The organism is Salinivibrio socompensis S35, from assembly GCF_000513715.1.
Taxonomy (GTDB): Bacteria; Pseudomonadota; Gammaproteobacteria; order Enterobacterales; family Vibrionaceae; genus Salinivibrio; species Salinivibrio socompensis.
Genome location: NZ_AQOD01000104.1, coordinates 1 through 16,531, shown reverse-complemented (window position 1 = coordinate 16,531; position 16,531 = coordinate 1). Strand labels below are relative to the sequence as shown.

Here is a 16,531-nt window from a genome sequence, read left to right as displayed (position 1 = left end):
ATCCTTTTTAGCCCTCGTCCGTCTTATCTATAACGAGCGCTGATGACCTTCAAACCATCAGCGCGTTAACACACGATAAGAGGACGCAGTATGTTTGAAGTTTTTACCTATTTTGCCGATTGGCTCGCTTATCAACTTATCGGGCTATCGTCGGATACGCGGCTGGGCGAGGCAGTTCACTTTTTTATTGAAGACACCACCAAAATCCTCGCGCTGTTGATCGTGATGATTTATGTCATTGCGCTTTTCCGTGCGTCACTCAAGGTTGAGCGTGTTCGTGATTACTTAGCAGGCAAAAAGCGCTTCTTTGGTTATGCCTCGGGGAGCTTTTTCGGCGCAATCACCCCTTTTTGTTCGTGTTCGAGCATTCCGGTTTTTCTTGGCTTTACTTCGGCAGGGATCCCGCTTGGGATCACCATGGCCTTTCTCATCACTTCTCCGCTAATTAACGAAGTGGCCATTCTGCTGCTATTCAGTCTTTTGGGGTGGGAGTTTACCCTTGCGTATGTGGCATTGGGGATCACCATTGGCATCGTGAGTGGCTGGTTTTTAGATGCCATCGGCGCGCAGCGTTGGTTACAGCCATTCGCGTCTAATGCGATGGAAAAGGCGCAAGCACAATCCGATTCATCAACTACTTCACCAACCCAAGCATCACCGTCGAGTGCGTCGCCGATCTCACTGAATGCTCGCCATCAGTTCGCTAAACAAGAAATGAAAGACATTGTTGGGCGCATTTGGAAATGGGTGTTTATTGGTGTGGGTATTGGTGCGGCATTGCACGGCTTTGTCCCCGATGGCTGGATTGAATCCCACCTAGGGGCGGGGCAATGGTGGTCGGTGCCCGCCTCGGTGTTTATCGGGATCCCTCTGTATTCGAACGCGACAGGGGTTATTCCGATCATGGAAAGTTTGCTACGCAACGGCTTGCCATTGGGCACCACGCTAGCGTTTTGTATGAGCACCGTCGCGGCCAGTGTCCCTGAGTTTGTGATGCTAAAGCAGGTGATGCAGTGGCGCCTACTCGCGATCCTGTTTGCGCTTTTACTGACTGGGTTCACGGTGACAGGATGGGTCTTTAATTTACCTTTTTGGCAATTTTAGGAGAAAACAATGAAACAATTTAAAGTACTGGGATCAGGCTGTGCTAATTGCACGAATACAGCAGAAAAGATAGAAGCGATTGCGGCAGACCAGAGTATCGATGTTTCAGTTGAAAAAATCACCGATCTTGAAACCATGATGGCTTATAGCGTGATGTCGACACCGGCGGTGGTGATGGATGAGCAAGTGGTCCATGCTGGCGGTGTGCCCAGTGACGAGATGATTAAACAATGGTTGCTCTAGTCTAACAAACGTCAACACATTGAGACGTCCCCAAGCAGTCCATCCCACGGGCTGCTTTTTTTCTTCCCAGACAATCACAATTAAACTTTTATGACAGCTTTCTGCGGTGCTTGCATTTTTATGTGTGAGTCATAATATACGCATATCCATATGTACATGTAAAAAGCGTAATGAGAGAGCGTATGTTGCCTCATCAGTTTTTCAAATTATTGGCCGATGAAACACGCGTGCGGTGTTTGCTGTTGATTGCCCGTGAAAGGCAGTTATGTGTGTGCGAGCTGACCGAGGCACTGGATACTTCGCAGCCGAAGATCTCGCGCCATTTGGCGCAGCTGCGTGCCAGCGGGGTATTAGTCGATACGCGCCAAGGACAGTGGGTGTTTTATCGCTTAGCGCCCGATTTACCCGGTTGGATGCGCAAACAAATTCAGGGCTTGGTGGACTCCAACTGCCTAAAAGACACTTATCAAGACGATATCACGCGGCTTGCCAAGATGGCATCACGCCCAACTTGCTGCGTATAAAGGAGAGAGTTATGACAATTAAAGTCGGAATTAATGGGTTTGGTCGAATTGGCCGTTTGGCATTACGTGCAGCATTTGACTGGCCAGAGCTCGAATTTGTCCACATTAATGATGTGGCGGGAGATACGGAAACGCTGGCGCATTTGCTGGAGTTTGATTCGGTGCAAGGGCGCTGGCACCACGCGGTGAGTGCGGAAGGTAACCGCATCCAGATTAACGGCCAAACACTGACCACAAGCCAAGAAAAAGCGATTGATGCGGTCGATTGGTCAGGTTGTGATGTGGTGATTGAGGCAACCGGAAAACACCGTGACGCGGATTTGCTGCAACACTACTTAGACCAAGGCGTAAAGCGCGTGGTGGTCTCCGCACCGGTTAAAGACGAACGTGTAGCGAATATCGTGGTGGGGGTGAATGACGCGATTTTTGACCCCAGCAAACACCAAATCGTTACCGCGGCGTCGTGCACCACGAACTGCTTGGCACCGATTGTGAAAGTGATCCATGAAAAGCTGGGGATTGCGCAATCGACCTTTACCACCATTCATGATTTAACCAATACCCAGACCATTTTGGATGCCCCACATAAAGACTTACGTCGCGCCCGCGCCTGTGGCATGAGCTTGATCCCGACCACCACAGGATCGGCGAAAGCGATTGTGGAAATTTTCCCGGATCTGGAAGGTAAGATTAATGGTCACGCGGTACGTGTCCCCCTCGCTAACGCGTCACTGACGGATGTGATTTTTGATGTGGAAACCGATACCACTGCCGACGAGGTGAACGCATTGTTACAAGACGCTGCGGACGGCGAACTGAACGGCATTCTTGGCTTTGAGGCACGCCCGTTGGTCTCGATTGATTACCGTGGCGATCAGCGCTCCACCATTATTGATGGTTTATCGACCATGGTGGTGGGTAAACGTATGGTCAAAGTCTATGCGTGGTATGACAACGAAATGGGTTATGCCACGCGCACCGCAGAGCTGGTACGCAACGTCGGCGGTATTTAAGGAGTTTTGAGATGACACACCCTACCTGGCGGTTACCTCTGGATACTGGAGGGTTGATTCTTACACCGTGTCCGGGAACCAAACAAGTGACGCTGCGTGACAGTATTGCGCAACTTAAAACGCAAGGCGTGACTGTCGTGGTGACGGCGCTAAGTCAAGACGAGATGCACGCACAAGGCGTGAATGATTTAGCCGCGCATGTTGAAGCCTTGGGGCTGCAGTGGTTCCATACGCCGATAGAAGATGACTGTGCACCAGATGACGCTTTTCATGCACGCTGGCAGCATATATCGCCGTCATTACACCAAGCATTAAAACGTGGTGAAGACATTGCGATGCATTGCTTAGGCGGTTCAGGACGAACAGGGCTATTGGCCGCGCATCTTTTATTAGAAAAAGGGTGGCAACTAGACGATATCATCACCCATGTTCAAGCGCTTAGACCGGGTGCATTCACAAAAGAAAACCAGTTGGTATACATCCGAGATATTGCTAATCAATAACATCAACACGCGCCATTTTGTATGGCGCGATTGCAGAGACTCATCATGCTTGCTCAACTGACTCAACCGGTGCGCCAGTACATGCTGGTCACCTTTAACTACTGGAATTTCACCATCACTGACGGCGCTCTCCGAATGTTGGTGGTGTTGTACTTTTATGACCTAGGCTACGGCACCTTAGAAATCGCGTCGCTATTTTTTGTTTTACGAATTTTTTGGTGTGGTGACTAATCTCGTTGGGGGCTGGCTCGGTGCGTCGTTAGCTCAATCGCACCATGAATATTGGCCTGGGTATGCAAATTGTGGCGCTTGCCATGTTGGCCGTGCCAGCCGCTTGGCTGACCATTCCCTGGGTGATGGCGGCTCAGGCGCTGTCAGGGATTGCCAAAGACCTCAATAAAATGAGTGCCAAAAGTGCGATCAAAACCCTGGTGCCAGAAGACGCACAAGGGGCGCTGTTTAAATGGATTGCCATCCTCACCGGCTCGAAGAACGCACTGAAAGGCGTGGGCTTTTTTATTGGTGGTGCACTGCTCGCATGGATTGGTTTTCAATACGCGGTGGCGGCGATGGCCGCTGTATTGAGTTTGGTGTTTATCGGCAGTTTGGTATCGCTCCATGCCGATTTGGGTAAAGCTAAAAGTCAGCCTAAGTTTTCGGAAATTTTTTCTAAATCGCGCAGCGTCAATATTCTCTCAGCGGCACGCATGTTCCTCTTTGGTGCCCGGGATGTCTGGTTTGTGGTGGCGTTGCCGATTTATTTAGGCACCACATTCGGCTGGAGCCACAGTATGGTTGGCGGCTTTCTTGCACTTTGGGTGATGGGTTACGGCGTGGTGCAAGGTATAGCGCCTAAAATTACCGGTAGTCAGACGGAGCATTCTCCGGGCGGTAAAGCGGCGCTGGGTTGGGCGCTGGGACTTGCTGTGGTGACTGGCGTGATTGCCTATGCAATTGGCGAGCAGTGGCATCCACAAGGGTGATTATTGTCGGACTGATGCTGTTCGGAGCGATCTTTGCCGTTAATTCCTCGCTGCATTCTTACTTGATAGTGAGCTATGCCAACGGCGATGGGGTGTCGCTTGATGTGGGTTTTTATTATATGGCGAATGCAATGGGGCGCTTAATTGGCACGGTGTTGTCAGGCTGGGTTTTCCAAGTCTGGGGATTAGTGGCTTGTTTGTGGGTCTCGTTCGTATTTTTGCTGATCACCACGGTGATTTCACTGTGGTTACCTCAATCACACGCCTTAGAGGAAAAAGTATAAACGAATAGTAAAGGGAAGCGCCGTTACTTCCCTTTATTTAATTATTGCCGTTACTGACGCATCATGCTAGAAATCTTCTTTTGAAGCGCTTCGTCTTCCCGTGCCATACGGAAAATATTGTTATAGTCTTCGACAGATAGACCCGTGCTTTCAATCGCTTGCACCATTTCTTTTCTTGTTTTATCCATTAGCTCTTTTGCTTCTTTTTCATCAGAAACATTTTCACGGATACTTTCGTAATTCTTGGAAATAGATTCAACTTTCTCAGCGGCGTGGGTATATTTTATCACCATTTGTTCCGTCACCTGGCTGGGAGACGTTACATTACTCTCATTCATGGCATAGCTGGGTAGACTTGCCGATACAGTGAATACAAATGCTAATGTCGCTAATAAACGTTTCATGTATTTTCTCCTCTATAATTTACTATTGACTGTAAAATAAAATGTTATTGGCGGTCAAACTCTCGAATATCTGTAATATGATTTTTGACAAAGACATGACATTAGTGCAACGCATAAATAGCGTTAGGGCCTTTTTTATATATAACGTTCAAAAAATACGACGTTGGTGGTTTATCTGATTTTTTTCTTGCTTTTTATACAATAAAAGGCAAGAGAAAATCTTGCCTTTTAATAAAAAACTATATTATTCAGTATACTTACTGCGCTGTCTCCATCATGCCGGAGATCTTCTGTTGCAGTTCTTGATCTTCTCGTGCCATACGAAAGATATTGTTATATTCTTCAATTGAAAGGCCAGTTGCTTCAATCGCTTGTGCCATTTCTTTTTGCGTTTCTGCCATCAGCGCTTTGGCTTGCTCCTCGTCACTAATACTTTCGAGCTTGCTATTGTAATCTTTTGAAATTTCAACGACTTTATCAGCAGCTTTAGCATAGTTGCTTACCACTTGGTCAGTCAGTTGGTTTGCTGACAGTTCGGTTGTCTCATTGGCGGCATAAGTTGGCAGGCTGGCTGCAACAATAAATGCAAAAGACAGGGTCGCTAGTAAACGTTTCATCAACTTTCTCCTTTTATTCGTCACGAGTCACTCTAAAAGAAATCGTGATTAAAGGTCAAATAGCTAAAAGACAATAACGAATGAATTGACAAAATCATGACATTAGCAGCGTTGTGAGGATTGCTCAGCTTTTTCGAATAACTCCAACAATCGGGTCTGCCGACATTACCGTCGATGCTTCATATACTGTGCTCAGAAAGAAAGGAGGACCTATGGGAAAACTGATTGACGGTATTTGGCACGATGTATGGTATGACACCAAAGCATCAGGCGGGCGTTTTGTTCGTGAAGATGCTGGATTCCGACATTGGATAACCGCGAACGGTGAAGCTGGCCCAAGCGGGGATGCGGGTTTTAAAGCAGCGTCTGATCGTTATCATCTCTATGTGTCTCTCGCTTGCCCGTGGGCACATCGCACCTTGATTATGCGTCATCTGAAAGGGCTTGAATCCCATATCGGCGTGACTGTTGTTGCGCCCGAAATGCTGGAGCACGGCTGGACGTTTTCCAAGCCAGAGCCATTGTATGGATACGACTATGCCCATCAGCTCTATACCCACGCGAAGCCTGACTACACAGGTCGAGTCACCGTACCGATTTTATGGGATAAGCAAACCCAGACGATTGTCAGTAATGAATCCGCCGACATTATTCGAATGTTTAATTCGGCCTTTAATGACATTACGGGTAATCATGACGATTATTACCCAGAAAACCTGCGTGCAGCGGTCGATCAGTGGAATGAATTTGTATACCCGAACGTAAACAACGGCGTGTATAAATGCGGCTTTGCCACCCAACAAGAGGCTTATGAAGACGCCTTTGATCAGCTCTTTAGTGCGCTAACGGTGTTGGACGATCATTTAAGCCGTCATCGTTATCTGGCTGGGAATCAGATCACAGAAGCAGACTGGCGATTATTTACCACCTTAATCCGTTTTGACCCGGTATACGTGGGCCACTTTAAATGCAACAAGCAACGTATCGCCGATTACTGTCACTTATTCTGTTATATGAAAGAGTTATTCCAAGTGCCAGGGGTGGCAGAGACGGTCGATATGCATCATATCAAAACCCACTATTACTACAGCCATGGCAACATCAACCCAACACGGATCGTACCCAAAGGCCCAGAGCAAGATTTGTGGTTACCGCATGGCCGAGCGGCCTTGAGTAGATAACGAATAGACGATGTCGTTTAGTACATGTCGTTTGATAGAACGAGCAAGGGCCAGCAAATGCTGGCCCTTTAAATAATGGTGGTGGAGGAAGGATTCGAACCTTCGAAGGCTGAGCCGTCAGATTTACAGTCTGATCCCTTTGACCACTCGGGAACTCCACCACGGAGACTTGCTTTGTAAAATGGTGGTGGAGGAAGGATTTGAACCTTCGAAGGCTGAGCCGTCAGATTTACAGTCTGATCCCTTTGACCGCTCGGGAACTCCACCACGCGATTGAGGCGAATCTTACCAAACCGACTGGATCTGTAAAGGGTTTTCTTAATCTCAGATCGCGGTTGGTGTTTTTTTCAACGTCTTGCGGCCAAAATCAGCGATAAGCGTCGTTTTTGTCGCTTTTTGAAACCTGCCTGAGTTTTCACAGTCTGAGTGCTATGTGGCTAAATCTCGGAATTGGATGTAATAACGATAAAAAACAATGTCTTTACAATTCTTTAAGGACAAAAAAACGTAGATCAGTACACTGGTGCTATTCAAATAATAAGGTGTCATGCAATGAAAAAATGGATGCTATTGGGCGTCGCTGTGTTGGCGGGGATCGCGTACTGGCAGTTTGGTGACTCGGCGTCATCTAACGGTGAGACATCAGCGCCAACACCCAGCGCTCGCGCTGTGGATGTGATGACCGCGCCGGTAGAAACCCAATCTATTTCACCGTCTCTGTCGTTAGTGGGGAACGTCAAAGCTCATCAACAGATCAGTATTGAATCGGAAGTGTCGGCACGTATTGAAACCGTCCACGTACAACCTGGGGAAACGGTTGAAAAGGGCGCGCCTTTGGTGACCTTTAACCGCGCCAAAGCACAAGCCGCGGTGCTGGAAGCGTCGGCATACTTAAATGATGAGGTGCGTAAACTTAAAGAATACAATAAGTTGGTGCAGCGTGGCGCATTAACGCAAACCGAGCTGGAAGCTCAACAAGCCAGTGTCAATATTGCCAAAGCGCGGTTGCAATCGGCGCAATCTGATTTAGATGATCACCGTTTAACGGCACCGTTTTCCGGACGTATTGGTTTGTTTGATCTTAGCGTCGGTCAGCGAGTAGACGTTGGCGAAACCCTGTTCAGCCTCGATAATTTGTCGCGAATGAACTTGGATATTCAAGTCCCAGAGCAGTATTTCAGCCGTTTGTATCCTGATATGCCGGTGACCGTGACATCACAAGCCTGGCCTGATCAAACCTTTAACGGTGAGATCCGAGTCGTCGACTCGCGCATCAATCAAGACGCTTTGTCTGTCGGTGTTCGTGTCGCACTGGCTAACCCTGAGCGTCAATTACAACCCGGTATGTTAATGGAAGCTAAATTGGCCCTACCGCAACAGCAAGCGGTGATAGTCCCGGTACAAGCGTTGCAGTATTCCGGCACCCGCCGTTATGTGTTTCGCGTTGATGATGAAGGTATTGCGCATCGCACAGAAATTACCCTTGGCGCACGCATTGATAACCAAGTGGTGGTGAGTAAAGGACTTGAACCGGGCCAAAACATCGTTATACAAGGCTTGGTGAACATGCGCGATGGCGCACAAGTATCAGTGTTAAATGCAGAAGCGCCGAAAAACCAAAAAGATGACCAAAGCCGCGTCGATGAGACCGCGTCTGAGACGGAGGCCAGCTAATGTGGTTATCTGATGTGTCGGTGAAACGACCGGTGATGGCGGTTGTCTTGAGTTTACTGCTATGCGTGTTTGGGGCGGTCTCTTTCTCCACCTTGTCGGTGCGTGAGATGCCGGATATTGATAGCCCGGTGGTGAGTATTTACACCGGGTATTCGGGCGCGTCGGCAAGCATCATGGAAAGCCAAGTCACGCAGTTGATTGAAGATGAGCTGTCCGGGATCAGCGGAATTGATGAAATTACGTCAGTCAGTCGTAACGGCTCGTCACGTATCATGGTGGAATTTAACCTCGATCATCCCTTGACCGAAGGGGTGAGTGATGTGCGCGATGCGGTGGCGCGTGCGCAAGGTGGATTGCCCGATGATGCCAATGATCCGATTGTGTATAAAGATAACGGCACCGGTGAGGCAGCGATATACATCAACCTAGCGTCATCGGAAATGGATCGCAACCAGCTCACCGAATACGCCAGCGCACCCTGGAAGACAGATTCAGTTTGATCTCCGGCGTCAGCTCGGTCGATCTATACGGCGCGTTATACAAGGTGATGTATGTCAAGCTGGATCCGACCCAGATGGCAGGACATGGGGTCACGACCCAAGATATCCTCGATGCATTGCGGGAGGAAAATCTAGAAAGCCCGGGCGGGGAGATCCGCAATGACGTGATGACCATGCCGGTGCGTAGCGATCGTTTATATCGTGATGCGGAAGATTTTAAACAGCTGGTGGTACGGACCACGGCCGATGGCACGGGGATTTATTTGTCGGACGTCGCGGACGTGGCGATTGGTTCGCGTAATGAAGATGCGACATACAAAAATAATGGTATCAACAACCTTAGCTTGGCCTTGATCCCACAATCCGATGCCAACCCGCTCGATATCTCCGATCGTGCCCACAAGCTCGTCGATGATATGCAGGCGTTTCTCCCTGAAGGTACGCGCCTTTGGGTGGATTACGACACCACCATATTTATTGAGCGCTCGATAGAGGAGGTGTACAGCACGCTCTTTATTACTGGTGCGTTGGTGGTGCTGGTGTTGTATCTCTTTATTGGCCAAGCCCGCGCGACGCTCATTCCAGCGGTGACCGTGCCGGTGTCATTGATTTCGGCCTTTATCGTCGCCTCGGCACTGGGATTTTCGATTAATCTTCTCACCTTAATGGCATTGATCTTAGCGATTGGGTTAGTGGTGGATGATGCCATCGTGGTGGTGGAAAATATCTTCCATCATTTACAGCAGGGCGATAAGCCGTTGGTGGCCGCGTATCGCGGTGCGCGCGAGGTTGGTTTTGCGGTGATTGCGACCACGGCGGTGCTGGTGATGGTGTTCTTACCCATTACCTATATGGACGGCATGATAGGAAAGCTTTTTACCGAGTTTGCGGTGATGCTGGCCGTGACCGTGCTGTGTTCATCCTTGATTGCCCTGACGCTGACACCGGTGCTGGGCAGCAAGCTGCTGCGCTTAAATGTGTCATCTAGTCCGATCAACCGCATTATGACGCGCGGGTTTGATCGGCTTGAAAACTATTATCGGCGCGCTTTAGCCACGTACTGCGTTGGCGCTGGATGGCCCCGTTGGTGATTTTACTTTGTCTTGGCGGTAGTGGGGCGTTAATGCAATCTTTACCGTCTCAGCTGGTGCCGCAAGAAGACCGTGGTGTACTGTTAGCCTTTGTGAAAGGCGCAGAAGGCACCGCTTACAACCGTATGGTGGGCAATATAGAGCAAATTGAGCAGCGCTTGATGCCATTGGTGGAAGCAGGCACGTTAAGCTCAGTGAGTTTGCAAACGCCTGCCTTTGGGGGGCGGTGCCGGTGATCAAACCGGCTTTGTGATCATGCTATTGCCGGATTGGGATGAGCGCGATCGCTCAGCACAAGCCATTCTTGGTGAAGTACGCGAGGTCCTTAATGGCGTGCCAGATGTGCAAGTCTTTCCGTTTGCGCCTGGCTTTGGTGGCCGAAGCTCTGAGCCCGTACAGTTTGTGCTCAGTGGTCCAGATTACCCTGAGCTTCATGACTGGGCTGAAAAGCTGGGTGAAATGGGTCGCGAAGCGGGCATGATTGACAGTCCCGATTACGACTACAGTCAAAATACGCCAGAGCTAGTCGTGAAAGTGGATCGTCGCCGTGCGTCTGAATTAGGTATTTCGGTACGGGATGTATCAGACACCTTGGAGGTCATGTTAGGTGGCCGGGCACAGACCAGCTATGTGGATCGGGGTGAAGAATATGATGTGTATATCCGTGGCGATGAAAATGCGTTTAGCAGCAAGAGTGATCTTAGCCGTATTTACATGCGCAGCCGTAGCGGTCAATTAGTCTCGCTTGATGCGGTGACCACCGTGGAAGAAACGGCGTCAGCGCAGCGTTTAAGCCATACTAATAAACAAAAATCGATTACCTTATCGGCGCACTTAGGTGAAGACGTGACCCTGGGTCAAGCGCTTGATTATCTCGATTCCGCGGCGGCCGAGACGCTGCCTGCGGATATTTCGGTGGGCTACTCGGGGGAGTCGAAAGACTTTCGTGACAACCAAACCAGCGTGCTGGTGGTATTTGGTTTAGCCCTTTTGGTGTCTTACTTGGTGTTAGCGGCGCAATTTGAAAGCTTCATCAACCCCTTGGTGGTGATGTTGACCGTGCCGATGGGGATGCTGGGTGGCTTTTTAGGCCTGTGGCTGACCAACCAAGGGATCAATATTTATAGCCAAATTGGCTTAATTATGCTGATTGGGATGGTGACCAAAAACGGCATTTTGATTGTGGAGTTCGCTAACCAATTACGTGACCGTGGCATTGCGTTTGAAAAAGCGATTATCGATGCGTCAGTGCGTCGCTTGCGGCCGATTTTAATGACAGCATTTACCACCTTGGCAGGGATGATCCCGCTTATCCTCTCAACCGGCGCGGGGGCCGAAAGCCGTATTGCGGTCGGGACGGTGATCTTCACCGGAATGGCGTTTGCGACCTTTGTGACCTTGCTGGTGATCCCGGCGATGTATCGCTTACTCTCGGTGCATACCCACTCGCCCGAGTATGTGGCTCAGGAGTTAGAGAAAGCGCTCGCGGTAGAAACCGTGCATCGGACCAGTCATGGAGAGTTTGATACCCATCCGCATGATGAAACGCATAAATAACTGACGTTTTTACTCTCGAAACGAAACCGCCTCATTGCGAGGCGGTTTTTTTGATCGCTTGTCGCTACTAGCGAGTTAGCGCAGTTTCGCGTTTTCGGCTTGTTTTTGCTGCAACGCGGCTTGCACGTCCGCTTGGTTGGCCAGATAGTCATCCAGACCACGCTGACGCAAATGACACGCGGGGCACTCACCACAACCAGCGCCTTTCATGCCGTTATAACAGGTCAGAGTATGGTCGCGCACAAAGTCTAGTGCGTGATACTGATCGGCCAATGCCCACGTCTCGGCTTTATTCAGCCACATCAGTGGTGTGACTAACGCGAGTTGTCTGTCCATGCCGCGTTCAAGGGCTTGCTGCATCGATTGAATAAAATCGTTGCGACAATCCGGGTAGCCAGAGAAGTCGGTTTCGCAGACACCGGTGATCACCGCCTCTGCGCCAATTTGATAGGCGTAGATGCCCGCCAAAGTCAAAAACAAGATATTACGTCCCGGCACAAATGAATTGGGTAGGCCGTTTTCGTTCAGCGCGTTAGAAACGGGAATGTTGTCGCGTGTGAGCGAGCTAATGGCCAGTTCATTGAGCAAGCCAACATCCAACACCTTGTGCGCACTGACTTTGCGGCTTGCAGCAATCTCACGGGCAACGTCAATTTCTTGCTTGTGGCGCTGGTTATAGTCGAAAGTCAGACAATGAACTTCGTCGTACTCTGCCTGCGCTTGAATCAAACAGGTGGTTGAATCCTGTCCTCCGCTAAATACCACAACGGCTTTTTTCATCGGTTTGTCCTTTGGCGGTGCTACTGACCCAGTGTTACATAGAGCACGGATGGTACCCCTGTGCAGTATCGACAGCAAGCCAGACGCGATGACGCAATCCGTTAGTCGGCACGCAATTTATATCCTCGTCGTTTGCTAAGCTACGCCTTTATGGTTGATTTATAGAGGGCACTCGTGAGTCATGGACGTACTCGAACCGCAAACTATTCCCCACATGTGCCGTACACCCATCTCGGGCATTTTCGTCAGAGTGTGTCACCCTGATCACATCGACGCTGCCTCGGTGCGAGAAAGTAAAGACAGACCGAACGGTCGGTATAATCGTCAGGGTGAAAGTGCGCTGTATTTGACCGAGAGTGCAGAGAGTGCGCGCGTGGCAATGCAAAAGTACGTCAGCCAGATCACAACCCCAAGGGTGCTTGTGCGGTATCAGGTTGACCCCTGTGAGTTGGTGGATTTGCGTCATCCTGAACTACAGCAATACAAAGCCTTATCCATCGTTGACTGGCAAGCCGCCTTAGCAAATGGCGAATCACCATCCAGTTGGTTGGTGGCCGATAAGCTCAGAAGCGGCAATGAAATTGGCTTGATTGATCCGTCGCGAAAAGATCCCAGCACTTGGCATGTCACCTTGTTTCGCTGGAATGCCCCAGGCGCGCCGTCCGTGACCAGAGTGGGCGAGCCTGAAGAGATTTTTTTGAAATGACGGTCGCTGATAAGGCGAATCAAAAAACTTTTTCAGTGATACTTAAGTGCTACAATGCTGATACTTAAATACCACTATTTGGGCGAGCGATGAAAGTAGAACTTGTAACCACACTGAAGCGTCAGGCAACCAAAATTTTGTCTGAACTGAAGGCGAACAAAGAGCCTGTTTTGATCACTGAGCACGGTAAGCCTTCAGCGTACTTATTAAGCGTGGATGATTATGAATTAATGCAGCGCCGTCTCGCTATCTTGGAAGGGATCGCCCGTGGCGAGCGTGCGATCACCGAAGAGAAGCGCTTGAGTCATCATGATGCCAAGGAACAAATGTCCAAATGGCTCAAATAGTTTGGACTGAGCCTGCGTTGGCGGATCTGAATGACGTTGCTGAATATATTGTGCTGGACAATATGGTAGCGGCGAAAGCGCTAGTGCAAGCGGCCTTTGCCGCAGTGGAGCGGTTAGCGCTTTTTCCTGATTCTGGTCGGGTGCCACTTGAACTACCGTACTTGAATTACCGAGAGGTGGTGGTGAACCCTTGTCGTATTTTCTATAAGCAAGAAGAAGACACGGTGTTTATCTTATTCGTCATGCGTTCAGAGCAGGATCTGCGTAAGTTCTTACTATCGCGTTAATTTGTCATCACTCTCAAAAAAATTTCTATTAATAACTGACTGCGCGTCAGGCAACGCGCAGTGCTCGTCTCCATGTTTACTATTTCGCCACAAAGGCTTTTAACCCTTCGAGCGTTTCGGCTGGGATAGGGCAGCTTTACCGGTTTTAAAATACGCAATAGACAATCAAAGCCTCGCCTTCGGCCACACAGCGTTCTTGATTGTGACTGTAGATTTCATACTTCATCGCATTAGCGTTTTTCTTGAATATCCTCCACCCAAGCGACGGTGGTGATGGTGTCTGGGTACACCAAAGGGGCGCGATAATCGCAGCGGGTTGAGCCGACTACGGGGCCAACATGCAGTCGTTTGGCTAACTCAAACACTTCCAGCTTTTCAAGCATCACCACCCGCACATCTTCAAAATAGCGAAAGTACACGGTGTTATTAATGTGTTGCAGTGCATCCATGTCGTTCCAGACAATCGCCTGCGTATGAGAGAGCGGGTAGTTTTCTACTGGGATATTTGCCACAAGACAATCCTCCTTAATTGTGTGTCTTGATTGCACACCAAGCCTAGTGACAAGACAAGTAGGGCAAGTATAAATACGGAGCTTGGTCTAACAATTACGTAACAAAATGAATAAAGTGACAACGCGGGGATCAAGGTGTGTGGCTATAATCGACTAATGTGGCCGCAAACAGATTCTGGTATGATACGCCCCCCTTTTTGGCCTTGCTTAGACTTGGCTTTATTTACTTTTGCTGTGGATACGACTTTGACTGATACCGCTTTTTCCTCGCTCGCGTTACCTGCTGATTTACTTGATAACTTAGCAACGCTGGGTTATACCGAAATGACGCCCATTCAGGCGCAGAGCTTACCGTCTGTGCTTAATGGTAAAGACATTATTGCGCAAGCCAAAACCGGCTCGGGGAAAACGGCGGCGTTTGGATTGGGCGTGTTAGCCAAGCTAAACGTGAAGCGTTTTCGCATTCAATCACTGGTGTTGTGTCCTACACGTGAGCTGGCCGAGCAAGTGGCGGTAGAGATGCGTAAATTGGCGCGTGGTCGCCACAATGTCAAAGTACTGACCCTGTGTGGCGGTGTATCGATTGGCCCACAAATTGGCTCATTGGAGCATGGTGCACACATTATTGTCGGCACTCCGGGGCGCGTGGACGATCATCTGCGTAAAGGCACACTGCGCCTCGATGACGTTGATACCCTGGTGCTGGATGAAGCCGATCAAATGCTGGATATGGGCTTTCAGGATACCTTAGATGCCATCATTGCGGACGTACCCACTCAGCGTCAAACCTTATTATTCAGCGCGACCTTCCCGCCGGCGATAAAAACGATTGCTCAGCGCGTGTTAAGTCACCCTGTATCGGTGAAAGTGGAAGAACCCCAGACACAAAGCACGATCACCCAATACGTTTATAAAGTTGATGGCAATCCACAGCGCTATGAAGCACTCAAGCTGCTGTTGCTAAATTTCCAGCCAGAAAGCTGTGTGGTGTTTTGTAATACCAAAGCACAAACCCAACAAGTGTGTGATGACTTAGAAGACGATGGTTTTAGCGCCGTCGCCTTGCATGGTGATATTGAACAGCGTGGCCGTGAGCGCACCTTGGTAAAATTTGCCAACAAAAGTGCCTCAGTGCTGGTGGCCACCGATGTGGCAGCACGAGGGTTAGATATTGATGATATGGATATGGTGATCAACTATCAGCTTGCCCACGATCCGCAAACCCATGTTCACCGCGTCGGCCGCACCGGTCGTGCTGGCAAAAAAGGCGTGGCATGTTCGCTGTATAACGATGCCGAGCAATATAAACTGGCATTGATTGGCGATCAGTATGAGCGCGATTTTCTCCCCGAAGCCCTCCCGCCGCAGCATTTGCTCAATACTGCGCCTTACCAGCCTGAGATGGCAACCTTGATGATTGATTCAGGCAAGAAGCAAAAAGTACGCGCGGGTGATATTTTAGGCGCACTAACCGGTCAAGACGGCATTGACGGTAAGCAGGTCGGAAAAATCAATGTACTCGACAATGTGGCGTTTATTGCTGTGTCGCAATCCAATGTTAAAGCCGCATTGCGTAAGCTCAATGATGGAAAAGTTAAAGGCCGCACCATCCGCGCCCGCCGGATTTAGGCTTTACAGTGAGACATAGATTAGCTTGCTAAGCAGCTAAATTAACCGCAATGATCCCATTGGCGTAGGTGACACAAGCCCCGGTAAGATGTCAACAATAATGCACTATGCCAACGGGCGCCTGTCACGATCAGCGTCAATTTTAACCTCCATGGTGGACTGCACCACGTTGCAATCTGCGGAAGAGATTATTCCTGTTATCCGTTCTTGCACGCACTTCACACTTCAGCCAGTGCTCACCTAACGATGACAACAAACCTATCCAAAAATCTGGCCTATTGCGTAGAATGCATCGCCATGATTCTTGGCTGGCGGACAATGCGGTGGGGTATAAACTCGTTAGACTGACTGAACTCATGGCCTATGAGTTTGGACAAGTAGAGGGCGATATCGAGGCGCTTAATGAGCGTGACCTTGGTAATGTGATGCCCGATGGGGTGAGCGTTTCACAATTTAAAGAAACGCTGAGTAGTGGTGAAGTCGCACTATTGACTGATACGCCAGCGCGCCCAGCGATGGTGCATGACAGCGTGAATAGGATCTGGTCTCTCTCGCCAGATACTGAAACGACCCTCTCACCACAAATGCGTTC

General features: G+C 49.4%; 15 protein-coding genes, 2 tRNA genes and 3 pseudogenes. 14 read left to right on the top strand and 6 right to left on the bottom strand.

Annotated elements, in window-relative coordinates:
• Positions 1 to 90: 90 nt before the first annotated feature.
• The 6 genes and pseudogenes from DZ54_RS0111730 (at position 91) to arsJ (ending at position 4,654) form a co-directional block, all read left to right on the top strand.
• Positions 91 to 1,104, top strand: coding sequence for a permease (locus tag DZ54_RS0111730; protein WP_025674261.1), 1,014 nt, complete (start codon positions 91 to 93; stop codon positions 1,102 to 1,104).
• 9 nt (positions 1,105 to 1,113) lie between these two features.
• Positions 1,114 to 1,347 carry a thioredoxin family protein gene (locus DZ54_RS0111725; RefSeq protein ID WP_025674260.1) on the top strand — a complete coding sequence of 78 codons (234 nt, stop codon included), beginning with the start codon at positions 1,114 to 1,116 and terminating at the stop codon, positions 1,345 to 1,347.
• Positions 1,348 to 1,529: 182 nt separating this feature from the next.
• Positions 1,530 to 1,871 carry a metalloregulator ArsR/SmtB family transcription factor gene (locus DZ54_RS0111720; RefSeq protein ID WP_025674259.1) on the top strand — a complete coding sequence of 114 codons (342 nt, stop codon included), beginning with the start codon at positions 1,530 to 1,532 and terminating at the stop codon, positions 1,869 to 1,871.
• 11 nt (positions 1,872 to 1,882) lie between these two features.
• Positions 1,883 to 2,884 (top strand): ArsJ-associated glyceraldehyde-3-phosphate dehydrogenase, encoded by a 1,002-nt coding sequence (locus DZ54_RS0111715; protein WP_025674258.1) that lies wholly within the window; start codon positions 1,883 to 1,885, stop codon positions 2,882 to 2,884.
• Between the two features lie 11 nt (positions 2,885 to 2,895).
• Positions 2,896 to 3,387 (top strand): cyclin-dependent kinase inhibitor 3 family protein, encoded by a 492-nt coding sequence (locus DZ54_RS0111710; protein WP_025674257.1) that lies wholly within the window; start codon positions 2,896 to 2,898, stop codon positions 3,385 to 3,387.
• A gap of 45 nt (positions 3,388 to 3,432) precedes the next feature.
• Positions 3,433 to 4,654, top strand: a pseudogene (arsJ, locus tag DZ54_RS21315) (organoarsenical effux MFS transporter ArsJ).
• A gap of 50 nt (positions 4,655 to 4,704) precedes the next feature.
• Here the strand turns inward: arsJ and DZ54_RS0111700 are convergent.
• Both DZ54_RS0111700 and DZ54_RS23610 read right to left on the bottom strand, forming a co-directional pair.
• Positions 4,705 to 5,058, bottom strand: a complete 354-nt coding sequence (locus DZ54_RS0111700) for a DUF4168 domain-containing protein (RefSeq protein WP_025674256.1) — start codon at positions 5,056 to 5,058, stop codon at positions 4,705 to 4,707.
• Positions 5,059 to 5,315: 257 nt separating this feature from the next.
• Positions 5,316 to 5,675, bottom strand: a complete 360-nt coding sequence (locus DZ54_RS23610) for a DUF4168 domain-containing protein (RefSeq protein WP_025674255.1) — start codon at positions 5,673 to 5,675, stop codon at positions 5,316 to 5,318.
• Positions 5,676 to 5,887: 212 nt separating this feature from the next.
• On the opposite strand from DZ54_RS23610, the gene DZ54_RS0111690 reads away from it, so the two are divergent.
• Entirely contained in the window at positions 5,888 to 6,856 is a 969-nt protein-coding gene (locus tag DZ54_RS0111690) for a glutathione S-transferase family protein (RefSeq protein WP_025674254.1), read from the top strand.
• A gap of 76 nt (positions 6,857 to 6,932) precedes the next feature.
• On the opposite strand, the gene DZ54_RS0111685 is transcribed toward DZ54_RS0111690, so the two are convergent.
• A tRNA-Tyr gene (locus DZ54_RS0111685) sits at positions 6,933 to 7,017 on the bottom strand.
• A 21-nt stretch (positions 7,018 to 7,038) separates the two neighbouring features.
• Positions 7,039 to 7,123, bottom strand: a tRNA-Tyr gene (locus DZ54_RS0111680).
• 285 nt (positions 7,124 to 7,408) lie between these two features.
• On the opposite strand from DZ54_RS0111680, the gene DZ54_RS0111675 reads away from it, so the two are divergent.
• Positions 7,409 to 8,530 carry an efflux RND transporter periplasmic adaptor subunit gene (locus DZ54_RS0111675; protein ID WP_025674253.1) on the top strand — a complete coding sequence of 374 codons (1,122 nt, stop codon included), beginning with the start codon at positions 7,409 to 7,411 and terminating at the stop codon, positions 8,528 to 8,530.
• A pseudogene (locus DZ54_RS21305) lies at positions 8,530 to 11,678 on the top strand (multidrug efflux RND transporter permease subunit). The gene DZ54_RS0111675 and the pseudogene DZ54_RS21305 overlap by 1 nt, the downstream one beginning before the upstream one ends.
• Positions 11,679 to 11,753: 75 nt before the next feature.
• On the opposite strand, the gene queC reads toward DZ54_RS21305, so the two are convergent.
• Positions 11,754 to 12,458 carry a 7-cyano-7-deazaguanine synthase QueC gene (queC, locus tag DZ54_RS0111665; protein WP_025674252.1) on the bottom strand — a complete coding sequence of 235 codons (705 nt, stop codon included), beginning with the start codon at positions 12,456 to 12,458 and terminating at the stop codon, positions 11,754 to 11,756.
• 181 nt (positions 12,459 to 12,639) lie between these two features.
• On the opposite strand from queC, the gene DZ54_RS21300 reads away from it, so the two are divergent.
• The 3 genes from DZ54_RS21300 (at position 12,640) to DZ54_RS0111650 (ending at position 13,798) form a co-directional block, all read left to right on the top strand.
• Entirely contained in the window at positions 12,640 to 13,164 is a 525-nt protein-coding gene (locus DZ54_RS21300) for an RES family NAD+ phosphorylase (protein WP_025674251.1), read from the top strand.
• Positions 13,165 to 13,253: 89 nt separating this feature from the next.
• On the top strand, positions 13,254 to 13,511 hold the full coding sequence (locus DZ54_RS0111655) for a type II toxin-antitoxin system Phd/YefM family antitoxin (protein ID WP_025674250.1): 258 nt from the start codon (positions 13,254 to 13,256) through the stop codon (positions 13,509 to 13,511).
• Positions 13,499 to 13,798, top strand: coding sequence for a type II toxin-antitoxin system RelE/ParE family toxin (locus DZ54_RS0111650; protein WP_025674249.1), 300 nt, complete (start codon positions 13,499 to 13,501; stop codon positions 13,796 to 13,798). Before DZ54_RS0111655 ends, DZ54_RS0111650 begins: the two co-directional genes overlap by 13 nt.
• Positions 13,799 to 14,028: 230 nt before the next feature.
• Here DZ54_RS0111650 and DZ54_RS21295 read toward each other — a convergent pair whose 3' ends face one another.
• Positions 14,029 to 14,310: an acyl-CoA thioesterase gene (locus DZ54_RS21295; protein ID WP_240473987.1), complete on the bottom strand. Its 282-nt coding sequence runs from the start codon at positions 14,308 to 14,310 to the stop codon at positions 14,029 to 14,031.
• A 246-nt stretch (positions 14,311 to 14,556) separates the two neighbouring features.
• Between DZ54_RS21295 and dbpA the strand changes: the two genes are divergently transcribed.
• Together dbpA and DZ54_RS21290 are read left to right on the top strand one after the other, a co-directional pair.
• Positions 14,557 to 15,939 (top strand): ATP-dependent RNA helicase DbpA, encoded by a 1,383-nt coding sequence (gene dbpA / locus DZ54_RS0111640; protein WP_025674247.1) that lies wholly within the window; start codon positions 14,557 to 14,559, stop codon positions 15,937 to 15,939.
• A gap of 287 nt (positions 15,940 to 16,226) precedes the next feature.
• Positions 16,227 to 16,531: pseudogene (locus DZ54_RS21290) on the top strand (hypothetical protein); the annotation flags it as partial.

Bases quoted from the DNA above. Each gene is read 5' to 3' on its own strand.
- DZ54_RS0111700 (WP_025674256.1), bottom strand. From the start codon at position 5,058: ATGAAACGTTTATTAGCGACATTAGCATTTGTATTCACTGTATCGGCA.
- DZ54_RS0111655 (WP_025674250.1), top strand. From the start codon at position 13,254: ATGAAAGTAGAACTTGTAACCACACTGAAGCGTCAGGCAACCAAAATT.
- DZ54_RS0111715 (WP_025674258.1), top strand. From the start codon at position 1,883: ATGACAATTAAAGTCGGAATTAATGGGTTTGGTCGAATTGGCCGTTTG.
- DZ54_RS23610 (WP_025674255.1), bottom strand. From the start codon at position 5,675: ATGAAACGTTTACTAGCGACCCTGTCTTTTGCATTTATTGTTGCAGCC.
- DZ54_RS0111720 (WP_025674259.1), top strand. From the start codon at position 1,530: ATGTTGCCTCATCAGTTTTTCAAATTATTGGCCGATGAAACACGCGTG.
- DZ54_RS21300 (WP_025674251.1), top strand. From the start codon at position 12,640: ATGGACGTACTCGAACCGCAAACTATTCCCCACATGTGCCGTACACCC.
- DZ54_RS0111690 (WP_025674254.1), top strand. From the start codon at position 5,888: ATGGGAAAACTGATTGACGGTATTTGGCACGATGTATGGTATGACACC.
- queC (WP_025674252.1), bottom strand. From the start codon at position 12,458: ATGAAAAAAGCCGTTGTGGTATTTAGCGGAGGACAGGATTCAACCACC.
- DZ54_RS0111650 (WP_025674249.1), top strand. From the start codon at position 13,499: ATGGCTCAAATAGTTTGGACTGAGCCTGCGTTGGCGGATCTGAATGAC.
- DZ54_RS0111710 (WP_025674257.1), top strand. From the start codon at position 2,896: ATGACACACCCTACCTGGCGGTTACCTCTGGATACTGGAGGGTTGATT.
- DZ54_RS0111675 (WP_025674253.1), top strand. From the start codon at position 7,409: ATGAAAAAATGGATGCTATTGGGCGTCGCTGTGTTGGCGGGGATCGCG.
- DZ54_RS0111730 (WP_025674261.1), top strand. From the start codon at position 91: ATGTTTGAAGTTTTTACCTATTTTGCCGATTGGCTCGCTTATCAACTT.
- DZ54_RS0111725 (WP_025674260.1), top strand. From the start codon at position 1,114: ATGAAACAATTTAAAGTACTGGGATCAGGCTGTGCTAATTGCACGAAT.